Below are 22,283 nucleotides of genomic sequence, written 5' to 3'. Positions count from 1 at the left end.
AGGCGTCAAACTTTGCCATCAATTGGGCTTCGTGAAGCATGCCATCGATCAGTCAGGCGCGGACGGTACGAGCGGCTCTGGCATATGTCAGCCGAGCCCGCGAAGAACGTACATCCTGGCGCGTACGCGCCGGATGTGTTCAAGTTCTCTGTCGGGATCTTGCCAAAAGGCTGGATAGATATGTTATAAAAGTTATATCGGTATGGGGCGGGCAGCGCTGCGCCTTGATGCGCAGCCGTGAGTAGAAGGTTCACGACTCCGGGGGATGTGGGCAGCTGGCAGGCAGGGTGGTGAAGTCACCTGCGTTTGGTGTATGTGCAACGAAAGCGACGCGCGGGAATCCGGTCTTGCGCTGTGTATCGCCAACATCGAAGGTCGTTGTGCCGTCACGCCTCATCGCTGCATCAGCCTTGACTCTGATCGTATGGAGTCGTCGTCGTCCCTATGGTGCGAGGAATTCTCTTTGCCGATACGTGGCGTCGGAGGTGCCGCGCGTTAACCTGCTCAGGAAAGTGTGACGGCCCGGACGGTTTTTCAATAGATGACAGGGGGAGCAAATTCGAGGGGCGATATTTACATTGTTTGTGGGAATCGGAGATGTAAAACGTTTGCCATAAGGTTTTTACTCGGCGCATCAGATGGGTTGCAAAACGCATAGCTTGAATATCGTTGGGATCATTCACAATGATGCATACAGGGTGCTAAAGTTCCGTCGGATTCTGCCGACAATCACGAGCATAAGAATCGCGCTATCGGAGTAGTTCACGATGCGCGGCATTGATAAATGCGCACTGGGGCTCTGCGCGGAGCAGGTAACTGTCTCTATCAAGCCATGAAGTTAACGAGAGAAAAATGAGAAAAGAGAAAACGACCGGTAAGGCATGTATTGCTGTTGCGATGGCAGTTCTGTTCACGAGCGGGGTTGCTCAGGCACAGGAATCAGCCAACGACGAGCTGAATTCGTGTGTCAAGAAGGAGCAGGTCCTGACGACGGCGAAGGGAGCGGGGATCGGTGCGATCACCGGGCTGACTGCAATGCTTGTGACGCACAAGAATCAGGATGCCGGTAAGGCTGCCTTGATTGGCGCGGTGGCTGGTGGTGTGGCTGGTGGTATTGCGGGATTCGCAACCGCCTACTACACGGCGATCGATACCTGCTACAAAAAAAATCCCTCCTGGATGCCGGAGTCGAATATCCAGCGCACCAAGGACTACGACAACGTCAAGAAGCAGATTCACTATCGCCCCAGCCAGGGCATCGTGACGCGTGTTGAGTCAGTGAATATTGCCGGACCGGTCAAAGCCGCTGGTCAGGCCGAGGTCGACAGCGCGTTTATCGTCATGACGCCGGACGGCGCCGAGACGCCCGCTACCGTGGAGCGAAAGCTGTTCGTTGTGGGTGACGATGGCAAGGAGACGGAATTGAAGTTCCCTGGCCAGACTTCGGAGCAGCACACGTTCGAGCCGGGCGAGCAGACGGACGTTGTGCGAATTCCTGTTCCGCCCGATGCCAAGGCGGGCAGCGTGTATCGCGTGCAATTCAGTGTGGCCGCAGGCGAAAAAGCGCCGGTCGTCGCGTCCCAGAAATTTACCGTCACCGAATAAGCGTCGCGGTTCCTGCACGCTGTTTTGCGTTCGCCTGTGGACGGGGTGATGCGCGCGCCATCGGGGTCGGTGGCGCGTATTCGACTGCCTTGCTACGTGTCAACCAATGAAAACGTTTCTAGTGCGCCTGATGGTCCTGGGCGGATCGCTGCTGCTTTCAGCCTGCGCAGCCAGTAGCCTGCCGGGTTTCCAGAACGCCTATAAGAGCTACGATGTTCCGCCGTCACTCGTCAATCGGATCAAGGTCAAGTTCCGCGAACATGGCCTTGCGGGAGCAACGGTAGTGCGTGATAGCACCGGCCGAATCCAGCTCGCCGGCGAATATCGCAACGAAGACGAAGTCGACACCGCATTCCTTATTACACAGTCCATCGTGGGGCTGAAGTCGACTTCGCCAATCTATCCGGAACGGATTGATCACAAGCGCTGGGAGGCCGCCGCCGGTCAGGCACTCGCGGACTACACTCGGGCGCAGAAGCACGCGTCGGCAACGCCCGTGCGGCGGGCGCTTGTCGTCGGTATCAATCATTTTGCGGATCCGTACCACCTGCCTGACATCCTGGGCGCTGACGATGCCGTCGTCGTCCAGGGCTACCTGCGACAGGCTGGTTATCAGGTCACGGCGCTGCTCAACGAACGCGCGACCCAGGCCAACGTCACGGCTGCGATTGCGAAGCTCGACCAGGAAATTGGGCCGAACGATGACGTTTTTATTTACATATCGAGTCACGGCAACGCGCCGGTACCGACACCGGGCGGTCGGGATCTGCGCAAGATGTCAATCATGACCTACGACTCGGGCGACCAGAGCACGGTCCGCTCGAACGACCGCACCGAAGTCCTGCTGCATTTCCAGGCGCATTCGGTGCCGGATACGCTGGTTCAGAATCTCGCACGCAAGCCTAGCCATACGATGCGCGTTGTGATCGACACCTGCTATAGCGGCGACATGCTCGACGATATCGCCGATGACAGCACGGCCTACATTCTGCGTGCCAACGGCGGCAAAAGCGAGCACGAGGGAATTTCGCTGGCTGCATGGACGGGCGAGGCCTATGCCGCGAAGGGGATCCGCTTCGCCGACGATGCGGGCAACGGCGCGGCGCAAGGTGGCACGGTCAGAACGACGATCGATCGCAGTCGCAGTGGCTATAACATCATTACTGCGACGAGCCCGGACGAGGAATCGCTCGGCCCGAAGTCAGGCCACTTCACGAGTCCGCTCGCGCCCGACCAGACCCTCACGGGATCGTTCTTCACCCAGTCGCTGTTCGCATACCTTGCGCACTACAAGGGACAACTCGGCCCCGCGTTCCGCGACGCGCAGACCTTCACGTCGCAAACAGCGCTTAACGGCGGGAAGCATCAAACGCCGCGCCAGTACTCGACCATTCCCGATCAGCAGAACGATCTTTATCAGTAAGCGGCCGGGTTCGGCTCGCAGACGTTAGTCCATAGGAGAATCGACATGCGGTATCCCCTCGTCGCGCTTTCGCTGGCCGTGCTTGCATCCCACGCCTTCGCGGAAGACGAATTCACGGCGAAATCGCTGTTCTTCGCACAAGACAACGCCGTAGTTGCCGTGGGCACCGGCGCATCGCCGACCGCCGTCGCGGCGGCGTCTGCGCCAGCGACCGACGGCGTCCAGCAAACGGCCGGCGCTGGCAAGATCGTGAAGGTCTCGCAAAAGAAGAAGGTCGCCCGGATTGGCGCAAGCTACTTCATTCGCCTCAAGGAAAACGACGGCACCACGCAAGACGTTCTGGCGCGCCGCGTGTTCAAGAGCGGCGAGCACTTCCAGCTCGGTGTGAAGGTCAACCGGCCTTCGTACGTCTACATTCTCAATGAAGCACCGGACGGCACCGTAACGCAGATCTACCCGCAGGCGTCGCAGGACAACTTCGTCGACGCGATGGGCGTCGTTTTCTTCCCGGCCAAAGGCTCGTTCGTTTTCGACAGCAATCCGGGCATGGAAAAGCTGATGGTGTACCTCACGCCTGAACGCGAGCATGGCGATGTCACGCGGCGCCTGCGCCACGTCGCGCCCGATCTCGTCTCGACGCCCCTGACGCAGACTGCGTCTGACGCCGGTTCGTGCGCTGCAACTCCCGTCGCCGCGACGGCTGCGCCAGACACCGTGGCAAGCGGCGCAACTACGCTGAGTCTTGCAGACGCTGGTACGGGTTACGCCGCGAAGGGCATCGCCTTTGCGCCCGATACGAGTGCGGGTTGCGGCGCGAAGGTAGCGGCGAACGATACTCAGGAGTTTGCGGCCAAGGGAATCGTCTTTAGCGACGACGCCTCGCCTGCCGCAGGTGGCCAGGTCGCATCCTACGTTGTCAAGCAGGCGACGAAGCCCGAAGCTGCGAACCTTTACCTGAAGATCAATCTCGCCCACGAGTGACGCACGTCGTCATGGACCTCTGAACGGACAGCTTCGACCATGGAACACAACCATCTGATCATCGGCCTTGGCGGCTCGGGCGGAAAAATCATCCGGAACCTGCGCAAGACCATCGAACGCAATCGCGATGCGCAGGGCAACAGCCCTTCGGATGCATGCTTCGAGTACCTCTACGTCGATACGTCGACGGACGAGCTCGACAAGCACGACGAATGGAAGGTTCTCGGCAAGGACATCGATCTCGCGCGCAGCCAGTACATTGTCAACACAGCGAGCAGCGTGCGTCCCGTGCTCGACGATCCCGATTCGTTCCCGGGCCTGCGCGACTGGATCGAGCCACGCAGCATCTTCGGCTTCGTCAAGCCAGGCATCGCGGGCGCCGCGCAGCGCCGCAAGCTCGGTCGCCTCGTCTTCGCACAGAACGCCCCACAGTTCGTGAAGGCCGTCGAGGACCGCATGCGCCTGCTCGAGAGCGGACCGGGCCGCACGGGCGTGACAATTCACGTTGTCTGCGGGCTTGCGGGCGGCACGGGTAGCGGATCGGTCGTGGATGCCGTCGCACTTATCCGCAACAAATATCCCAATCCGGATCTTCACCGCATCCTCATCTACGCGCTGCTACCGGAAAAGGACTCGAAGCGTGTGCGTGACGTGGCGGGCTTTTCGAATTACTACGCGAATGGCTATGCGGCGCTCGCCGAGCTCAACGCGATTGCGGTCGGCCAGTATCATCCCGCAAATGTGCTCGACGGCTCTCCGATGGAGCACGACGTCTACTTCAACGGCTGCTATCTCGTGAGCAATCTCAACGAGCACAACCTGCAGTTCGACGTCGACACGGAGATTCCGCGCGTTGTCGCTGAGTTCATCTACCAGAAGACGCTCAACAAGCAGTGGGAAGGGCTCGGCCGCGCGGAGAAGGGCGAGAACGATATCAAGAACTTCGAAAGCGAAGCGGATATCGGCAAGGCACGCGCGAAGCTGTTTCTGTCGTTTGGCGTCGAGCGTATCGTGGTGCCGGAGCAGGAAATCAAGGAGTTTCTGGCCTACGGCTTCGCGGAACAGGCCACGCGCCAGCTCATGTTCAACAACTTTCGCCAGGGCGAAGGTTATGCCGACGAGCCTCTGCAGAAGGACTGGGGCTCAGAGGTGCGCAAACCCGAAGTCGCACGCCAGCTGCTGCTAAGCGACGCGCATCTGATGCTCGAGACCGGCATCCTGGAGGACGATGCGAAGAACGCGATGTGGAAGCCGGCGCGCGAGTACTGGAAGCAGATCGTGAGCCGCCTGGCACCGGAGATCCAGGCCGACCAGACGCTCGAACAGACCAACTGGACGCACGCGCTCAATACGCGTCTCGCGAAGGTTTTCGACGAGACGTACCGCACCATGGGCGGCGTGCGCAAGTTCTACGAGATCAAGGGCAACGCGCGTCCCGAAATGGCGCGCCACATCTGCTCGGTGATCGAAAAGGAACTGTTCAGCCAGTGGAAGGTGGGCACGCATTCGCTTATCCAGCTGCGCCAGTTCGTGGATGCGCAGCTCGCGGTGCTGGATGAGCGCCTTGCAGTCTTCAACGAAGAAATCGCGAAGGCGCCCGCGGCGGAGCAGACCATCCTGCAGCGCATCGCCGAGCTGACGGCGCAGTTCAACAAGGTGGGCTTCTTTGGCCAGCATTTGACCGACAAGCGCAGCTCGTTGTTCGCGGACATCGCGAACCAGCATCAGGATCTGTACGAGCTTCGCACGCTCCACGAGGGGCGGCGCTTTGCGAGCAGCCTGCTGCCGTTTGTCAAGGACGGTCTCACGACGCTGCGCGGCCTCATCGACGAGTTGCACCAGAATCTCGCCGCTGCGACCGAGAGAGTGCGTCAGGAACAGGCCGCGCGTCTTGAGGGAGCGGATGCGATCTACCAGCAGCGCATCTTCGATCGCAACGCCATCACCAATGTGATGAAGGCTGTCGTCGTCGACGAGCAGGCGCAGGCCGCGCGCACGCAGCGTGTGCGTCAGTCGATCATCGATCTCGCCGGCACCGACGCGGACTCGTTCGACAAGCTTTCCCGTAGCCTGTCGCTCGGGGCGATCCTCTCGACGATCACCCAGGCGTCGGCGAGCATCGTTGAGTCGGCGCATGCGGAGATCTCGAAGAATCTGCCACCGGTGTTGCACGTCAATATCGTTGAGCGTCTGCAAAAGCAGTATGACGCGAATCCCAGCGGCCTGAAGAATTTCGTCTCCGGTCTCTACGAGACCTCGGGGACGATGCTTCAGTACAACAAGACCGAAGTCGACCGCATGGTGGCCGGCAACGAAGGCGGCTCGCGCGGCACTACGAGGACGGTCGGCGTGTTCCTGCCCGAATGCGAAAGCCAGAAGGACTTCCACGCGAACCTTACCGCGCTCTTCGAGGCACAGAAGGACCCCGCGTCCGACACGGTCGTCGCGGCAGGCAAGCTTTCGAACGAGATCGTCATCATGAAGATTGCATCCCTGATGCCGGTGCGGTTCATTGAACCGCTCGCGATGCTCAAGCGTCATTACGATGGCCTGCTCGGTGACTACAACGAATCCTGGCTGCTGCATGGCGCCGGTAACGGGAAGAACCTGCCGCCGCTCTATGCGCGTACCGCAACCGAAATTGTGAACCAGGCCAAACGGCAGCCGTACCGGCTCATCGGGCGCCTGCTCGAGATGATCAAGCTGCGCGAAAACCGCACCACTGGCGAGCCGGAATGGGTGTTCGTCTACGAGAGCGATGGGCTGCCCACCTCGAAGGTGCTGGCGGGGCGGACCTGGCAGGCCGTGCTCGAGGGCGACCAGGCAGCGGGAGTTCAGGAGCTGATCGAGAAGGAGATCGCTCGCCGTCTTGACGCAGGCTACAAGCATCGCGAGCAGAAGGAAGCGCTCCTTGAGCTGTTCAACAAGCTCGCTCGCGAGCAGTTCGAAAAGAGTGGCGAGGATACCGAAGACCCGGCGTACAGGGCGCTGGTACGGATGAAGCCGCTGGTGCGCGAGATCGTTGGTTTGACCAATGCGGCGGCCGAGCCCGCTTGAGTGCGGTGATCCGAACGATAAAGAGAACACAAGGACCAACATGACGATTTACAAGTGCCCGACGCTCGGCGACTGCGAGCGCGCAAACAGCGGAGAGCTTTTCGAGCGTGCGCCGGGGGAGGATCTGAGCTGCCCGGGTTGTGGAACCTTGCTCGAGCAGCAGATCAAGCCCGTCTCCGCGCGCGGCCCGCGCAAGCCGGTGATCGTTGCGGCAGTGGCGGGCGTTGTCGCGCTGGCGCTCGCAGGCGGCGGAGCTGGGGTCTACTACAAGAAGACGCACGGCGCGGCAACTGAGGGCGCGGATAGCGCAGCCCAGGCGCAAACGCAAATGCAGGCGTCTGCGCCCGCAGCAGTCGCGGCCGCGCCCGCATCAGTGGTTGTCGCCGCGGCAAGCGACGCACAGCCACCGGCCACGCAAGCCGCAAGCGGCATTGCACCGAGTGCAGCCGAGATCGCCGCGCTGCGCGAGTCGGGAGACGCAAAGCTCGCACAGGGTGACGCCGCCGGGGCCGAGGCCGCCAGCAACGACGCCGCGACCAAGGAGATGATCAAGGTTGCCATCGCGGACATTGCGCAAGGCAAGCTCGATGATGCCGACAAGGAACTCAAAGACGCGGCGACGCGGGACCCGAAGCAGTCGCTCGTCTACTACAACCTGGGTGTGCTGCGCCTGAAGCAGGGCCGCACCGACGACGCACTGAAGCAGTTCGAGGCGAGTTTCCTCAACGGCTTCTCGTACTTCGACGAGATGGACAAGGATCCGGATCTGGACAGCATTCGCCGCGATCCGCGCTTTACCGCGCTCGTCAGCAAGTATCGCGCTGCCACGACGTGATGCCGCCGATCCGGCTGGTGGCCATCGCCGCCATGGTTCCCCTCGCGCTGGCTGCGGGCTGCTCCAGGAGCGACGATGCGTCGGTGCTTGGGCACTGGCGCGCGGAGCGCATGCAGGTCTACAGCGTGAAGTTACCGCTTGGTCCGGATGTCGTGATCAGCAAGGACGCGATCTCGAGTCCGGGGGTGGACGCGAAAATCCCGCTCGACGGCATTGAGCGCAAGGGCGACGAGGCGGTGCTCGATACCACCTACGGCATGGGGATATCGCTCTATTTCGTGAGTCCCGATCGCGTGTACGTGAACGTGCCGATTATCGGAAAGGTGTATTACCGGCGTGTAGATGATTCGCCGGTAGGGACGACCGATGTCGCCACCGCAACAGCGCAACATGCCGTTCAGGCGGTCGTCCCAGCAGGGCCGTCGGTCGTTACGCCAGCAGCACGGCCTGCCGAGGTTAAGCAGGTTGCCGCTGCGGCGCCCGTTGCGAGCAATGATACAGCGCAGGGGCTCATGCAGCAGGCAGAGGCGGCGCTGCGGGCAGGTGAAGACGCGCAAGCCGAAGAACTGCTATCCCAGGCCCAGGCATCTCCGTCGGCGCACCCGCTCGTCGACTACGATCTTGCAGTTCTGGCGGCGAAACGATCTGATGCGGACAGCGCGATCGGTCATCTGAATCAGGCGTTTAAACACGGCTACCGGCAATTCGCGACACTGGATGCAACGCCCGAATTCGAGGCGTTGCGACAGGATGTGCGATATCAGGCACTCGTTGCCCGTTATCGATAAGCGGCGCAGAAGCATGCCCGTGACAATCGATTGATTTCCTCTTGGGAGAAGATATGAACGACACATCGCGCAACATGATGCTTTACGACGCGCAGAAGAAGAGTGTAGGCGTCGCGTTTCTGTTCTGGTTTTTTCTGGGTTACCTCGGAGCACACAGGTTCTACACGGGAAGGGCGCTGACTGCCATCGCACAGATTGCTCTGACGCTGGTCGGTGCGGCGACGACGTGGGCAGGCATCGGTTTTTTCCTGCTGATCGTCGTTGGCATCTGGGTATTGGTCGATGCGTTCATGCTGCCAGGCATTGTACGGCGCTACAACGTGGCGCTTGCAGGCCAGATAAGCTGAAGTCGTTTTGGTCTGTGCGCGACCTCTCAATCTCGCTGATTTCGAGGGGGCGTCAAGAATAGCGCAGCATTCGACGCACGCTTTACTGAAACGACTTCGTACGGCTTGACAGCTGATGTATTTCTCTCCGGCGCGTCCAGTGCGGTGCGCGGGGCAATGGAAGAGTTGTCGTTCTGACAAAACAAAGGAAAGAATCATGAAGATAGTAAGCTGCATGGCGATAGCACTTACTCTGAGCCTCGGCGCTGGTCAGGCCGTTGCAGCAGGGTGTCTCAAGGGCGCCGCAGTCGGTGCTGTAGCCGGGCACGTAGCTGGCCATCACGCAGTTGCCGGCGCACTTGTAGGTTGCGCAGTTGGGCACCATATGGCGAAAGAAAAGGCAAAGAGGGCGGCTGAGGAACGTGCAGCCGCCCAGGCGCAGTAGAAGCCAGATGGAAATGACGACGCCGAAGCGCGCATCCGGACATTGCCGGCGATGTGATGTGTCGGAGTTAATCATGTCGAAACCTCCGTTTTTCGGTGGTTTTCTTACTTTCTGGGAAGTCAGTGAAACTTCGACATCTGCTTTTTGCGTCGCTGATCGCATCGCCTTTGGCCCACGCCACATCGTTCGATTGCAAGAAGGCCTCGACGTACGTCGAGAAGACGATTTGTTCCAGTCCGTTGCTCGGGAAACTCGATGACGCCTTGTCTGAGAACTACGGGGCAATGCTGGCGACCGATTTAGGCGATGGTCCGGACAACAAGGCATTGAAGAAGGAGCAACGCGTGTGGCTCGCGCAACGCAACAAGTGCACGACTGAAAGATGTCTGGTCGATATGTACCGCAAGCGCGTCGACGATGTCTGTGACGCGCCGGTCGTGAGCGGCGTCCACGCAGTATGTGTGGAGGCAAGCGATATTCAGTAACTGGGTTGCGCTCGTCTGGATCTAGGCATCCAAAAGGCGAAGGTAGCTGGCCGTGACCGGTTCGTAGTTCGATGCTGATAGCCATGCGCGTCCGCCCGCGGCACTAGCGGCGGCGTAGCCCCAGGCTGCAACTCGATTTGCCGTGGTCCTGTCATTTGCCACTCCCGCTACGGCGCCGATTTCATAGAGTGCGTCCGATTTGGTAGCTAGTCTCTCAAGCCATCGGTCGAGGTGGGGTCTCGCCGCGAGCGTGTCGGATTTGCTGCGATTGCACGCCGGGTGTGCAAGCACGAGATTGTGGATCTGGTCCCTTGGGTAGAGCGAGAACGGTACGAAATGGTCGACATCGAATTCGGCGATGGCGCACCCACAGTAGAAACACCGAGAACCATCGAGTTTCCTCAGTTCCGCGCCAACGATGGCTATCGATTGTCGGGAGAGGGAGAACAGGAAGTCCTCCAGATCCCCAGCGTCTCCGAGGATCGCGTGGTTGCGTCGGTTCCCCTTGATGTGGTCGACCCAGTGCGTCCGCGACAGCTGTTGGACCAGCGTATAAAAGCGCCGCAGGCAGTAGGCGACGCCGTGCCCGAGCGTGATCGCCCCGCGACTTGACCGCACGTAAAGGAACGTGTCCGTAACGCCACCGAAATTCTGCAGATAGTTCAATGGTTGCGCCGAGACGATGCTCGCCACCTTGCTTAACAATGTTGCATAACGGGGCTCGGTGCGAGCCCGCTGGATTGTGATGCCGGGCACCGAGGCCCTGAACTCGCCAATAGCAGTCAACACCGCGGCCTGGGCCCCGAGGTTCTGGACGAGCACACCTGGTTGGGTCCCGGCGCGGCCCGTGCCGTACGGAATGGCGTGCCGCCAGTAAAGCTGAATGAAACGCTCCGCAATCTGCCGATTGGTGAGCGTCAATTCCGCGCCGTCGTCCGATCCGACCTCGACCGCCAGGTCTGCGAGCGAGATGAGCAGAGCGAACTTGTAGGTCGCCGCGAAGTCGCCCTCTGCAAAGAGCCGCTGAAGTTTGGCGAGGAATGCCAGTTGTTCCTCGGCTGTCGGCGGTAGGACGCTGGCGCTCAACCCCTCTTGCTCCAATAATCAGCTTTTCCCGGAATGACCCAACGTACGCCGCCCCTCGGGTCCGGGAGGTCGCCCTTGTAACGAGGTATCAGGTGAATGTGGAGGTGCGGCACTGTCTGGCCGGCGGCAACACCATCATTGATGCCAATGTTGTAGGCGTCAGGCCGATATTGCTCGTCCAGGGCGCCTTTTGCGTGGTCAATCAGACATAGGAGTTGTTCTCTTTCCGCGTCCGACAATTCAAAAAAGGAACTCACATGTCGGCTGGAAATAATCAGCGTGTGCCCGGGGGACACAGGATACGCGTCACGTACTGCAACGCCTGCATCGTTGCGGTCAACGATCCTGTCAATTGGCAGATCGCAAAATGGGCAGTGAGGGGCCATGCTGGGCTCAGACGATATCAGGTCCGTGGATTCTCTCACGTCGTTAGCCCGCGGGAGCAATCGCACGTCTTCAGGCTCGGTCAGGCGGTTGAGCGCCTTTGAGTCGTCCGGTTCGTGATCTCGTCGAACTCGACAAGACGGCCTGGTCATCCACGACGACTTCGATACCGAAGCGCTCAGACAACGGGCGTAGAACAGCGTCGACAGCAGCCCATGGTGCGATAGCGCGCAGAAATTTCGGCACGCAATGACCTACGATTAGCAGGCCTGAGAACGGGGCTCCATGCAGCCTGGCCACGGCTTTTTATGTGTTTTGCATGGATTTGCAGTTTCGCGCGAAAAGGCGGGGGTGGCCGTAAAGAAAACGCCATTGATGTCGTTAACGCACAGGATGTCCTGTGCTTAACCACTGCCATTGCATATGAAAACCAAAACTATCGCTGCAACCGTTTAGGTTTGGCTCGCCCCATGTGGGTCCTCAAAGGACGCTAACAACGGCACGTCGAGTGGGCGCTGCCCGAGCATCCAAAGAGCGCGATTTAAGCGGGCATTGGCGACATACTGACGCATACAAAATGCTTACGTCATTCTATATAGTTGATATGTCAACTGTGCAATGATGTAAATCAACTTTGATAGAGAAGCCGATGTTTCGCAAAATCTTTCCGGGTGTGCTCGCGGCTGCCGCCCGTTCGGTCGCCGCGGTGCCCGCGGCCCCACAAGATTCCATTCCCAATATGGAGGCCGGGAAAAGCATGGACGAGATGCACCGTGACGCAGGAGAAAGCGCAGAGAGGAAGGCTTTGATCGATATTTCTCTTGAGGGCTGGCGCTTCGCCAGGGTATTCGGTCGGCTGCTTGATAAGCTCGACGCGGGTGATGCCCCACGCCATGCGAACCAGGCCCGCTATTTTCAGAAGAAAATTGACGACGGTCTGAGCGCGTTCGGCTTGCGTCTTGTCTCCCTTGAGGGCCAAACCTACGACCCGGGCATGGCCGTCTCCGCCTTGAACATTGCTGACTTCGGCGCCGACGACTACCTGGTTATCGACCAGATGATCGAACCTGTTGTCATGGGCCCTGAGGGATTGGTGCGCGGCGGCACTGTCATGCTTGCGAAAGCGGAGCGTCAATGAAGAACTACATCGGAATCGACCTGGGAACAACGAACAGCGCAATCTGTGCCTACGACGGCGAGAGCCTGCGGCTGTTCAAGAGCCCCGACCAGAATGATGTCACGCCGTCGGCCATCTTCATCGACAAGCGCAATAACAAGTATGTCGGCAAGCGTGGATACGACAACGCGGCACGCAATCCAGAGAACGCCGCGACCCTGTTCAAACGCCTGATGGGCACCAGCACACCGGTCCGCCTGCCTGGGGTTGATCTGACGATGACGCCTGAAGAATGCTCCGCCGAAATCCTGCGCGTGCTCTTCGGATACCTGCCCGAGGAAATTCGAAACGACCCGGAAACCGGAACAGTAATTACCGTCCCGGCCGCCTTCAACCAGATGCAGAAGGACGCGACGATGGCTGCCGCTGAGATGGCTGGACTGGGGAAGGTCGCTCTCATGCAGGAGCCGGTTGCCGCCGTCATGAGTGTGATGCGTCACCGTAAAGGCGACGGAATGTTCCTGGTCTACGATCTCGGCGGCGGAACACTCGACATCGCCATCGCAGAGAGCATTAGCGGGAGAGTCAGCTTGTTGTCGCATGGTGGCATTGCCATGTGCGGCGGACGGGATTTCGATCGCCTGCTACTTGACAATATTGTCAAACCTTGGCTTCTCGAGAACTTTGAGTTGCCAGAAGACTTCTCGACGGACTCGCGCTACGCGACGCTGCGGCACATGGCCACCTGGGCGGCCGAGAGGGCAAAGATCGAGCTGTCCTCGAGCGAAGAGGCAGTGATCACTCTTGACGACAGCGAACTGCGAGTGCGCGACGCATCCGGGACAGATATCTACCTTGACATCACTGTGACCAGAAAGCGATTCGACGAATTGATCGCTGGAAAGGTTGAGGAATCCATCGCCGCTGCCCGCGAGGCAATGGAAAAGGCTGGAGTGAACCCTCACGATTTGGGGCGGGTTGTGTTCGTAGGAGGTCCGACCCAGTACAAGCCGCTTCGCGACAAGGTCGCCTTCGAGTTGGGCGTTGCGGCGTCGACCGACGTTAACCCGATGACAGCCGTGGCCGAGGGTGCTGCTGTATTTGCCGAATCCATCAACTGGTCAAGTGAGAACCGGGGCCGCAAAAGCGGGCGCGGATCGCTGGCCGCAGGCGGCGGGCTCGAATTGTCTTTCAACTACCAGGCGCGTACGCCCGATTCGAAGGCTAAGGTGGTGGCCAAAGTCAACGGCAAAGCCGCGGACGGCACCGCTTTCCAGATCGATAGCCTTGACACCGGTTGGTCTTCTGGCCGCGTCTCGCTCAAGGACGGAGCGACGATCGAGTTGCCGCTGGCAAAGCCAGGCGAGAATTTGTTCAAAGTGTTCGTGTTCGACGCCGCTGGTGGCTCGTTGAAGCTGGGACAGGACAAGATCACGATTTCGCGGACCGCGGCGCAGATTGATGCGATTCCAGCATCCCATTCCATTGGAGTAGAGGCCCGAGAGAAAATTGGCGGGAGCGTTCTCCTCGACTACCTGGTTCGTGAGGGTGACCAGCTCCCCAAAAGCGGCAGCAAGACCTTCAAGGCTGAGGAGTCCCTGCGCGCCGGAGCACCCGGATCGATCGTATTCAAGCTGTGGGAAGGCCCGATCGAGGATCCAGTTTCGGACAACGAGTTCATTGGCATGTTCGAGATCAAGGGAACGGACTTCTCCGACGGCGTAATAGCCAAGGGTGCGGATTTGCTGTGCGAATACGAGGTGCGTGACTCGGGCAACATTGTTCTCGAGGTCACCGTCCCCTCCATCGGCGGCTCCTTTCATAGCGGCCGCAACTTCTATTCGCGCCAGGAAGGTCAGATTGACTATACCAAGGCAGCGAAACACATTGAGGAGGAGTCTGAGCGCGTTGGACGCCGGCTCCAGGAAGTCTCACTCCAGGTCGACGACTCGCGCCTCGATCAGGCACGTAACAAGCTGGAACGTGCATCTAGCTTAGGTGGCGAGAGCGATCCCGAATCCGCCAAGCAGGCAATGGACGACGTCCGGGACGCAAAGAAACTTCTGGCGCAAGCGCGAAAGGACCACCTTGCGGTCATCCGTGAGATAGAGCTCGACAAGGCCGTTGAATTTTTTGATTCGCTTATCCGGAAGTACGCACGGCCCGCGGAAGCAACGGGATTCGACAACCTCGTCAGGACGGCGCGACGAGCGATCAGTAACAACAGCCGCGATTTTGAGTCACACATCGATGAAATGCGGGGAAGGAACTTCCTAATCCTTTGGCGCCAGGACTGGTATGTCATCGACCGGCTCAAATGGCTTTCAGAGCGCGCATTCTTGTTCCCCGATGCTGTGGAGCACGAAAAGCTCTGCCGGCTTGGGCGTCAAGCCTTGGAATCAAACGACATCGACGGATTGCGCCAGATCGTCGGTCAACTCGACTCGATCCGGGTCATCACATCCCGCGAAGATGACATGCTCGCAGGATCGAATATCCTGGTGGGGTGATTGTGTCTCTCGAGAGCTGGTTGCCGATAGGATATGAATTGCCGGATGGCGCGAGTTGCGGGCGGCCGCGACATGCAAACGCCGACTGGCAAGTCGTAGAAACGCAGGGTGGCGGAAGCGCACTGATCGTCAGGGAAGACCTGTTTGCCCGATGGTGTGCCTCCGGACTGGTCGAGGCTGGCGCATTCCATCGGTTCTCGTTTGGGACCGATGCCTATTTCGAGATTTCATGCGGTCCAAGCCAACTGCTAGCCCCGCTGTTTGCCTGCCGTTCGCCCAGTGACAAGAACCAGGCCCTCGCGTTTGCAACAGCATTGCGCGAGACTCGCGCGATCGATACGGAGAGCGCTCTTCAGGACGCTGTCTACGTCGAAAAATTGAGCCGACTGTTGCCCACATATGAGGCGACCTCGCGCACAGGTGATGATCTCGTGCTCGGCTGCTGGCTGAGCGGCGGTGCGCAAGTTTCCGCGAAGTCGTTCCGGCGCCTTCGCCAGATGCTCACGTGGATCGGAGCCGCGCAACTTCGCGAAATCATCGAGGCCGCGCGAATCGACGTTGCAGACGACGACTCGGCTAGCGATGCGGTCCGAGTCTCGCATCTTACGGATGCCGGGGAGCGCGAAACGAAGGCGGAGGAGAACGCCGCCTCTGCCAGGCGCAACACGAAGCTCGAGCCTGGGATTGACTTGGGCAAGCCGTTCGAATTGATCGGCCGGCCGGAGCTCGAGGCCTTCTTCAATGAGCACGTCGTTGAGATCGTTCGTCACAAGGACCGCTACCGCGCGTTGGGCATCGAATTTCCCTCGGCGACCGTTTTGCACGGCCCGCCAGGGTGCGGAAAGACCTTCGCGGTCGAGCAACTGGTTGAGTATCTAGGGTGGCCGAGTTTCGAGATTGATGCGTCTTCAGTTGCGAGCCCCTACATCCACGAAACCAGCCGAAAGGTGTCCGAGCTGTTTGACAGGGCAATGCAAAACGCGCCGTCTGTGTTGGTGATTGACGAAATGGAAGCGTTTTTGGCTGACCGGCAAATTGGCGGAGGCGGAGGCCACCACCGGGTCGAGGAGGTTGCCGAATTCTTGCGGCGCATCCCTGAGGCTGTCAAAAACGAGGTTTTGATCATCGCGATGACTAACCGGGTGGCAATGATTGACCCCGCGATCATGCGCCGCGGGCGATTCGACCATGTCATTGAGGTCGGGTATCCAAACGAGGTTGAGGTGGCGGCCTTGCTCGCAAAGCTCCTGGCGCCCCTCCCGAAAGACGAAACTGTCGACCCGGCGTCTTTGGCAAAGGCGCTCGCGGGTCGCCCGCTTTCAGATGTCGCGTTCGTAGTTCGTGAAGGTGCGCGGCTCTCTGCTCGCGCAGGGAACGACGTGCTCGGCCAGGACTTCCTCCTCGCGGCACTTGAAGCCGCACCGTCACGCACCGGAGAGGGTAATGAGCGGCGCATCGGATTCGTCTGAATCGGCTGTTGACCTCTTCTATCGGCAACTTCGAGATACAACGCGCTGAGGTTAGCCACGGCTTCGCCTTGGGGCGAAGAAACGAGATCGAGATGGGCAAGAACACGAACGACACGTCACTGCACGCTAACCCTTTCTACGTCCTTGGTGTTACCACCCGCGATGATCGACGGAAGGTTGTCGCGATGGCTGAAGAACGCGCCCTGCACCTGGACAATGATATTTGCCAGAAGGCTCGCTCCGACCTGATCAACCCCAGGATGAGGCTTTCAGCGGAAATGGCCTGGCTGCCTGGTGTCGCGCCCAGGAACGCCGAAAACATGATTCTGGCCCTCTCCGAGAATCCGGCGGACGCCAGGTCCGCGAGGGGGCTCCCGGGTTTGGCCCGAGCGAACCTTATGGCTGCTGCATGCGAATTAGTCCCAGACGACGAGCCCATCTCGTCCGTGGCTGAGTTTATTCGCGACTTTGCCGGAATTGTTGAGTCCATCGATCTGGAGGACGTGCTGCGCGACGTAAACGAAGATCGCAGCGTATCCGGATTTCCCGAGGTTCAGGGAACGGAAATAATCGAGCAGGAGTTCTCTGAGCGACGCAGGGCATACCGGTTGGCCCTGAAGAACCTGCTCGACATGATGGAACCGGGAAGATTGATTGAAACGATGACCGAGGTCGTGCGCAGAACCACTAATGGCGGGAAGACGCACGCACCGATGCTGCTTGACGACCTTGTTGATAGCTACGAGGTAGAGACCCAAGGTTTTTTGCAGAAAGAGGCGGAGAACATCTCAACACTGATCAAACAGGCTCGCGAAGCTGCGCCGAGAGGCGCATTGACAGTCGACCCGGTCCTCGACCGGCTGGAGAAGGTAGCCCGTAACTGGCACAGGGTCGCGCTCCCGATAATGACAAGCGCAATGTCCCGCGGGATGGCCCACCGCTCAAGTCAGGACGTCGCGTGGGAGATGCGGGGCCTGGTCCTTACCTTGAACAACGAGCACGGGATGCTCAATCAGGCCGATCGGATGACCCGTCTGCTGCGCCAACTGTTCGCCGAACTCCCGGACGTCGCCGAGAGGCTCGGTGAGGATGCAGAGACGCTAGATGGGCTGCGACGGCAGGCCGATGAGCAAGCTCGCAATAACGAGCAGTGGGATCGTGAAATGACTTTCCGCGCCGACGTCGGACTGGTATTCAGGGAGGAGCTCGCGATTTCACCCCAAGGTATCCAGTGGAAGGGGCGTACTGTTTCCTTGGACTCGATTACCCGGGTCCGATGGGGCGGCGTGCGCAAATCGGTCAATGGCATTCCGACTGGAACCGACTACACGATCGCCTTTGGCGACAACAACTCCCAGCAGAGCATAGGACTGCGTAAAGAAGCAACCTACACCGGGTTCACGGGGGCACTGTGGCGGGCCGTCTGCGTCCGATTGCTATGCGAGATGGTTGCCGCCCTGGAGAGAGGGCAATCCTTCTCCTTTGGAGACATCGCTGTCCAGGATGACGCGGTAACACTCATCCGACATAAGACCTTTTCGGCAAACGAGCAAGTGCGTCTCGGATGGCATGAGGTCAATGTCTGGAGTGCCAACGGCAATTTCCTGATTGGCAAGAAGGATGACAAAAAAGTTTACGGGTCGGCGTCCTACATCAACGGGTGGAACACGCACATCCTCGAGCACCTCGTCCGCGGCGGCTTCAAAAAAGGTGTCCGGAAGCTAAGCGACTACCTCAAGGTTTGATAGATTATGGCGAACGATAACGGAAAAAAGGGATTTGCAGGGCTGGACTCGATGATTTCAGACGTCGGGCCAGCGCCAGAGCCTTCCCCGCCGCTGAATCCCACAGATGCCGAAACTCCGACGACGGAAGAGCCTTCTCGGGCCTTCACGGGGTCACCGGCAGCAGGCTCAAGATCTGGCGGTTCCCGTGAATTGTGGGGCGTCGCAGTGGCTGTCGTGATCGCGCTTTTCGCCTGGCTGGTGACGTCTGGAAAGCCTTCACAGTCGCGAGCGACGGATGCCTACGAGACGCCTGTCACGGCGGTAAACACATTGACCCCGGCCGCCAATGAGGCGCCTGCACCGTCAGTCGCAGTCCCGTCCGTCGACAACGAGGAAACCGTGCCACCTGAAGGATCGGGGCTGACATTGGACCGGTCACAGATTCGTTTCTGCTTGTCGCAGAGAATCCGGATCGAGGCGTGGCAGGGACAACTGAATAAAGATCCACAAAGCTCAGTGGCCGCGTTCAACGCGTCGGTAGACTACTACAATGCCCGTTGCTCGGATTATCGCTACCTAGTCAGCGATCTTGAGAGCGTCCGCGCAGAGGTCGAATCGAATCGCGCGGCTTTGACGCAACAGGGACTGTCGATGGCCACTAGCGCAAATGGATCCGCGCCGGTGGAACAAAATGCGCCAATTCTCAGAACCAGCTTTGACTGTGCGAAGGCGCGCTCGGACGCAGAGCATCTTATCTGCAGTGACGCTGAACTTGCAGCGGCCGATCTCGATCTGGCAAATCTCTTTGCCAGTGCAAAAGCTGCTGCTACCGACCAGGTTGCGTTTAAGGAACACACTCGGGAGCAATGGAACTACCGTGAGCGTAGCTGTCACGATCGTGACTGCCTTGTTCAGTGGTATGCGAACCAGCACCAGTGGCTAACGAGTATCGTGAGTAATCCAACTGGGCCCGCGCAGCCTGTTGGACCCGCGCCGTCGCAATCGACAGATAATACCGCGGGAAATTGCACGACCACTATCGCGTGCGCAAAGGCAATGCTGGATTTTGCAGGGTCCGAAAATCTTGCGGGCGCGATGGAAGCCGCAAAGACAATCGATTTGCTACCGAAACCACGTCGCGGAGATCGAGCAACGGCTCGAAAGCTCAATCAAGACGGACTTTCCGCGCTCAATGCGTCGAGGCCCGACGATGCAGTGAAGCTGCTCGAGCAAGCAAACCAGACCGACCCCGGCGATGAGGAGATCGCTAGCAACCTCTCTTTTGCATACGCTATGGACGGCCAGCTGGCGAAGTCCGAGGACACCGCTGTTGTCGCGCTGTCGCTTAATCCGCGGCGAACGAATGTCTGGGCACCATTGGCAGTCACGCTTGCCAAAGAGAATCGGCTGGACCAGGCAACCAAGGCGATGTGGCTTGCGTATCAATTCTCGGCGGACAAACAACGAACGCTGAATTTCATCGATTCCCGCCTGGCGTTAGAGACGGATCCAGCCGTCGTAAAAATGTATACGACAAGCAAAGCTTGGCTCACGCAAAATATTCGCCCGAATTTTGACTGAATCGCTTTTGGCTAGTACAGCAGTGAAGGCAAGCAGCCTGCACGAGAAGAGGAAAAAAAGATGAGCGACGCATTTGAATCCGCCGGCACGGGTTTGCCGACGTGGACGTCCAAGGAAGACAAACGTAGCATCGATCCGCTTGGCATGCAGAACACTAGTGTCGCTCTTTATCAGGAACTGCTTCCGGGCATCAGCAACGTGACATTGCGCATGCGCTGTTACGGCTTCTATGCGTGGCTTGCGCAGAGCTATGCTGAACGGATCGGCGAGACGTCGGTGGAGCGCTGGTGCATGTCTCTGCGGCGCGCCGAGGCGCTCTACGCTCTCGTCGCGGCGAGGGCGGATAGTGAACGAGGCGTGGCGGGTGTCGTCTGGGCGAGCCGCAAGCTCGCGCAAACCACATCGGGCAATCTGGTATTCCGTCCGAACACTGATCGCGGCAGTCACCCTCAGTACCTGAAGCAGAAATTCGGCGCGTTCGGCGCGGCTTACGGCTCGCAGTTGATCGACATCGGGGCGCTGGAATATGTCGATGCACATCAGGTACCGGTGCCGACTGCGGATGTTGGCGAGCGTCTCGCGAAGCTTTTCGGCGTGGCGGTCGGGGACGCGGCTGAAATCTTCTGGCATGCCTCACAGGAGGGGGCGGTCTCCCTGCAAGCGCTCGAGACGCTGGCAATCATGCTGCCGTCGCGGATCGAAGCGGGCAGCGAGGAATGCCGCCTGTACCAGGATTTGCTGTTCGCGAAGCTTCACCCGAAGCAGCGCGCAGCGGTTGTTCGCAGCGAGACTTTGCGACTGATCCTGCGCGCCGCGCAGTCGAATGCCTCCGGCGTCGACGCGTCCCAAGTTCGCTGGACGCTTTATGCGGGACGCAACGCAGAAGGACAAGCATTCGATCAGGTCCCCTCGACCGAGGACGAACGCTGTTTCGCCTGGAGCGCGTATCACGCCAACGATCTGCTGCACGTCGCCTACGAGGCGATTCTCAAGTTTGTGCTCGATGTACTGGCGCTGACGCCGGCCGGCATGCCACTGGAACACTTGATTGCAAAAGTGGTCGACCGGCTGGCCGGCACACTGGCGCGCTATGAGGCTGGCACGTGGGAAGCACTTCTGACGCGCATCCGGCTTTCCGACGACCCGTGGTCGGACAGCGACGCGTTCTCAGAATACCGGCTTCATAATGACGTGCTCGGCATCGGCGATGCAGAAGAGAACGATGACGATGCCATCGCTGCGCGGGCCGTCCTGTTGCTTGTGGTCCTACACAAACGCTGGGAGGACAGGCTTGAGCGCGTCAGGCTGTCGTGCCAGGCCGTCACAGCTGGTGAGTTCGTGCAATCGATCGTGACTGAGCTGACCGATCTGCGCGCGCACGCGCATCTTCCGTTGTCCGCATTGCTCACGCGGCTGGTCCAGTGCAGGATCGTCGAGCGGCACCTGTGGGTGGCGATTCAGAAGTTCCGTGGACAAGGCGACTACACGTTTTTGCTCGAATGCGACGACGGCCGCGTGCGGCTGCGTCAGGGTACCGGACCGGTGCTGACCAATCCACGTCTGTCGTCGGCGATCACTTTTCTGAGAGACCTGCACCTTTTGGACGATGCAGGTCCGACTAACGCCGGCCTGGATGCACTCGCCGCATGAAGCTCTTCAACACCTTCGCCGAAACGGGCTATCACACCACGATCGTCACGACCTTCGGAGTGGACTTCGCCGCCTACGAGTCGATCGCGCTGCCACGCCTGCGCGAGGCTGGCAGTACCAACAACATTCTGATCGCCGATGCGCGGATGCTTGTGCAAGCCATGGAGGGCGGCTTCCGGCGACCGCGATTCGCTGGCCGTCGCTACTCGGTCGTCGGCATTCAGCCGACTGGTGTCTTTCATCCAAAGCTCATTCTACAACTCGGGAAAGCATCGGGGCGGCTGCTGGTCACCTCCGCGAACATGACCGCGGCAGGCCTCGGAGGCAATCTTGAGGTCATAGGAGAAGTCAGGAGCGATGGAACCGACTCATCCACCATTCCGATACTGCGCGCCGCGCTCGACTATCTCCGGCGTCTGCTGCCGGATGCTTCGGTGGCGTCGCGTCAGCTGGATTGGGCTCTGAAGCGGACGCGCTGGCTAGGAGATGCAAGTGCTGACGCCGCCGTGGTGACGCCCGCTGACGGTGGCGCGCTAGCTTTTGTCGCCAGCGGGGACGGTCGCAGCATCGGCGCGCGCTTCATCGAGCAGATTGGCGCGCGACAGGTCAAGCGTTTCATCGCGGTTAGCCCGTACTGGGATGCGGACCTCGAAGCGCTCAATTACTTCAGGAATGAACTGACGCCCCTAAGAGGCCAGTTCAAAAAAAACCTTGATGGTCTGTTAACTTTCGCGGCGCGATGTTAACCTCAGTCGTCCAGAGAACGGAGACCGAGGGGATGCAAGCGCCGATCATTGACGACGAATTGTGGGCA

At 59.6% G+C, this 22,283-nt stretch carries 18 protein-coding genes; 16 read left to right on the top strand and 2 right to left on the bottom strand.

Going from position 1 to position 22,283, the window contains the following annotated elements; translation table 11 throughout:
- Positions 1-852: 852 nt before the first annotated feature.
- The 9 genes from AB4Y40_RS35535 (at position 853) to AB4Y40_RS35495 (ending at position 9,945) form a co-directional block, all read left to right on the top strand.
- The gene (locus AB4Y40_RS35535; RefSeq protein ID WP_368603079.1) at positions 853-1,605 is read left to right on the top strand and encodes a hypothetical protein; all 753 of its coding nucleotides are present in this window, start codon (positions 853-855) and stop codon (positions 1,603-1,605) included.
- Positions 1,606-1,735: 130 nt separating this feature from the next.
- Entirely contained in the window at positions 1,736-3,028 is a 1,293-nt protein-coding gene (locus AB4Y40_RS35530) for a caspase family protein (protein WP_368691914.1), read from the top strand.
- A 45-nt stretch (positions 3,029-3,073) separates the two neighbouring features.
- Entirely contained in the window at positions 3,074-4,009 is a 936-nt protein-coding gene (locus tag AB4Y40_RS35525; RefSeq protein WP_368691836.1) for a DUF4384 domain-containing protein, read from the top strand.
- Between the two features lie 39 nt (positions 4,010-4,048).
- A complete protein-coding gene (locus AB4Y40_RS35520; protein WP_368691835.1) occupies positions 4,049-7,066 on the top strand; it encodes a tubulin-like doman-containing protein in 3,018 nt (1,005 codons plus the stop codon).
- A gap of 40 nt (positions 7,067-7,106) precedes the next feature.
- Complete coding sequence (locus AB4Y40_RS35515; protein ID WP_368691834.1) at positions 7,107-7,901, top strand: tetratricopeptide repeat protein; 795 nt, start codon at positions 7,107-7,109, stop codon at positions 7,899-7,901.
- Positions 7,898-8,689 (top strand): hypothetical protein, encoded by a 792-nt coding sequence (locus AB4Y40_RS35510; RefSeq protein ID WP_368691833.1) that lies wholly within the window; start codon positions 7,898-7,900, stop codon positions 8,687-8,689. Before AB4Y40_RS35515 ends, AB4Y40_RS35510 begins: the two co-directional genes overlap by 4 nt.
- Positions 8,690-8,742: 53 nt before the next feature.
- Positions 8,743-9,036 carry a TM2 domain-containing protein gene (locus tag AB4Y40_RS35505; protein ID WP_368603073.1) on the top strand — a complete coding sequence of 98 codons (294 nt, stop codon included), beginning with the start codon at positions 8,743-8,745 and terminating at the stop codon, positions 9,034-9,036.
- A 196-nt stretch (positions 9,037-9,232) separates the two neighbouring features.
- Positions 9,233-9,460 (top strand): hypothetical protein, encoded by a 228-nt coding sequence (locus AB4Y40_RS35500; protein WP_368691832.1) that lies wholly within the window; start codon positions 9,233-9,235, stop codon positions 9,458-9,460.
- A gap of 122 nt (positions 9,461-9,582) precedes the next feature.
- The gene (locus AB4Y40_RS35495; RefSeq protein WP_368691831.1) at positions 9,583-9,945 is read left to right on the top strand and encodes a lysozyme inhibitor LprI family protein; all 363 of its coding nucleotides are present in this window, start codon (positions 9,583-9,585) and stop codon (positions 9,943-9,945) included.
- Between the two features lie 21 nt (positions 9,946-9,966).
- Here the strand turns inward: AB4Y40_RS35495 and AB4Y40_RS35490 are convergent, their stop codons facing one another.
- Positions 9,967-11,031, bottom strand: coding sequence for an HNH endonuclease (locus AB4Y40_RS35490; protein ID WP_368691830.1), 1,065 nt, complete (start codon positions 11,029-11,031; stop codon positions 9,967-9,969).
- Complete coding sequence (locus AB4Y40_RS35485) at positions 11,028-11,417, bottom strand: HIT family protein (protein WP_368691829.1); 390 nt, start codon at positions 11,415-11,417, stop codon at positions 11,028-11,030. Before AB4Y40_RS35485 ends, AB4Y40_RS35490 begins: the two co-directional genes overlap by 4 nt.
- Before the next feature lie 647 nt (positions 11,418-12,064).
- Here AB4Y40_RS35485 and AB4Y40_RS35480 point away from each other — a divergent pair.
- The 7 genes from AB4Y40_RS35480 to AB4Y40_RS35450 all read left to right on the top strand — a co-directional run bounded on the left by AB4Y40_RS35480 (position 12,065) and on the right by AB4Y40_RS35450 (position 22,215).
- Positions 12,065-12,553: a hypothetical protein gene (locus AB4Y40_RS35480; RefSeq protein ID WP_368691828.1), complete on the top strand. Its 489-nt coding sequence runs from the start codon at positions 12,065-12,067 to the stop codon at positions 12,551-12,553.
- Positions 12,550-15,042 (top strand): Hsp70 family protein, encoded by a 2,493-nt coding sequence (locus tag AB4Y40_RS35475; protein ID WP_368691827.1) that lies wholly within the window; start codon positions 12,550-12,552, stop codon positions 15,040-15,042. The genes AB4Y40_RS35480 and AB4Y40_RS35475 overlap by 4 nt, the downstream gene beginning before the upstream one ends.
- Before the next feature lie 38 nt (positions 15,043-15,080).
- Positions 15,081-16,511, top strand: a complete 1,431-nt coding sequence (locus AB4Y40_RS35470) for an ATP-binding protein (RefSeq protein ID WP_368691826.1) — start codon at positions 15,081-15,083, stop codon at positions 16,509-16,511.
- Between the two features lie 92 nt (positions 16,512-16,603).
- Entirely contained in the window at positions 16,604-18,256 is a 1,653-nt protein-coding gene (locus AB4Y40_RS35465; protein WP_368691825.1) for a hypothetical protein, read from the top strand.
- 6 nt (positions 18,257-18,262) lie between these two features.
- Complete coding sequence (locus AB4Y40_RS35460; protein ID WP_368691824.1) at positions 18,263-19,819, top strand: hypothetical protein; 1,557 nt, start codon at positions 18,263-18,265, stop codon at positions 19,817-19,819.
- Between the two features lie 60 nt (positions 19,820-19,879).
- The gene (locus AB4Y40_RS35455; RefSeq protein ID WP_368691823.1) at positions 19,880-21,469 is read left to right on the top strand and encodes a hypothetical protein; all 1,590 of its coding nucleotides are present in this window, start codon (positions 19,880-19,882) and stop codon (positions 21,467-21,469) included.
- Positions 21,466-22,215, top strand: a complete 750-nt coding sequence (locus tag AB4Y40_RS35450) for a hypothetical protein (protein ID WP_368691822.1) — start codon at positions 21,466-21,468, stop codon at positions 22,213-22,215. Before AB4Y40_RS35455 ends, AB4Y40_RS35450 begins: the two co-directional genes overlap by 4 nt.
- Positions 22,216-22,283: the final 68 nt, after the last annotated feature.

Origin of the sequence: Paraburkholderia sp. EG287B, assembly GCF_040965595.1 — a bacterium.
GTDB lineage: Bacteria > Pseudomonadota > Gammaproteobacteria > Burkholderiales > Burkholderiaceae > Paraburkholderia.
This window is presented reverse-complemented; position numbering and strand designations above follow the sequence as displayed.

Coding starts and splice junctions, on each gene's coding strand:
- AB4Y40_RS35505 (WP_368603073.1), top strand. CDS start 8,743: ATGAACGACACATCGCGCAACATGATGCTTTACGACGCGCAGAAGAAG.
- AB4Y40_RS35460 (WP_368691824.1), top strand. CDS start 18,263: ATGGCGAACGATAACGGAAAAAAGGGATTTGCAGGGCTGGACTCGATG.
- AB4Y40_RS35520 (WP_368691835.1), top strand. CDS start 4,049: ATGGAACACAACCATCTGATCATCGGCCTTGGCGGCTCGGGCGGAAAA.
- AB4Y40_RS35530 (WP_368691914.1), top strand. CDS start 1,736: ATGGTCCTGGGCGGATCGCTGCTGCTTTCAGCCTGCGCAGCCAGTAGC.
- AB4Y40_RS35500 (WP_368691832.1), top strand. CDS start 9,233: ATGAAGATAGTAAGCTGCATGGCGATAGCACTTACTCTGAGCCTCGGC.
- AB4Y40_RS35480 (WP_368691828.1), top strand. CDS start 12,065: ATGTTTCGCAAAATCTTTCCGGGTGTGCTCGCGGCTGCCGCCCGTTCG.
- AB4Y40_RS35515 (WP_368691834.1), top strand. CDS start 7,107: ATGACGATTTACAAGTGCCCGACGCTCGGCGACTGCGAGCGCGCAAAC.
- AB4Y40_RS35455 (WP_368691823.1), top strand. CDS start 19,880: ATGAGCGACGCATTTGAATCCGCCGGCACGGGTTTGCCGACGTGGACG.
- AB4Y40_RS35450 (WP_368691822.1), top strand. CDS start 21,466: ATGAAGCTCTTCAACACCTTCGCCGAAACGGGCTATCACACCACGATC.
- AB4Y40_RS35475 (WP_368691827.1), top strand. CDS start 12,550: ATGAAGAACTACATCGGAATCGACCTGGGAACAACGAACAGCGCAATC.
- AB4Y40_RS35485 (WP_368691829.1), bottom strand. CDS start 11,417: ATGGCCCCTCACTGCCCATTTTGCGATCTGCCAATTGACAGGATCGTT.
- AB4Y40_RS35535 (WP_368603079.1), top strand. CDS start 853: ATGAGAAAAGAGAAAACGACCGGTAAGGCATGTATTGCTGTTGCGATG.
- AB4Y40_RS35525 (WP_368691836.1), top strand. CDS start 3,074: ATGCGGTATCCCCTCGTCGCGCTTTCGCTGGCCGTGCTTGCATCCCAC.
- AB4Y40_RS35465 (WP_368691825.1), top strand. CDS start 16,604: ATGGGCAAGAACACGAACGACACGTCACTGCACGCTAACCCTTTCTAC.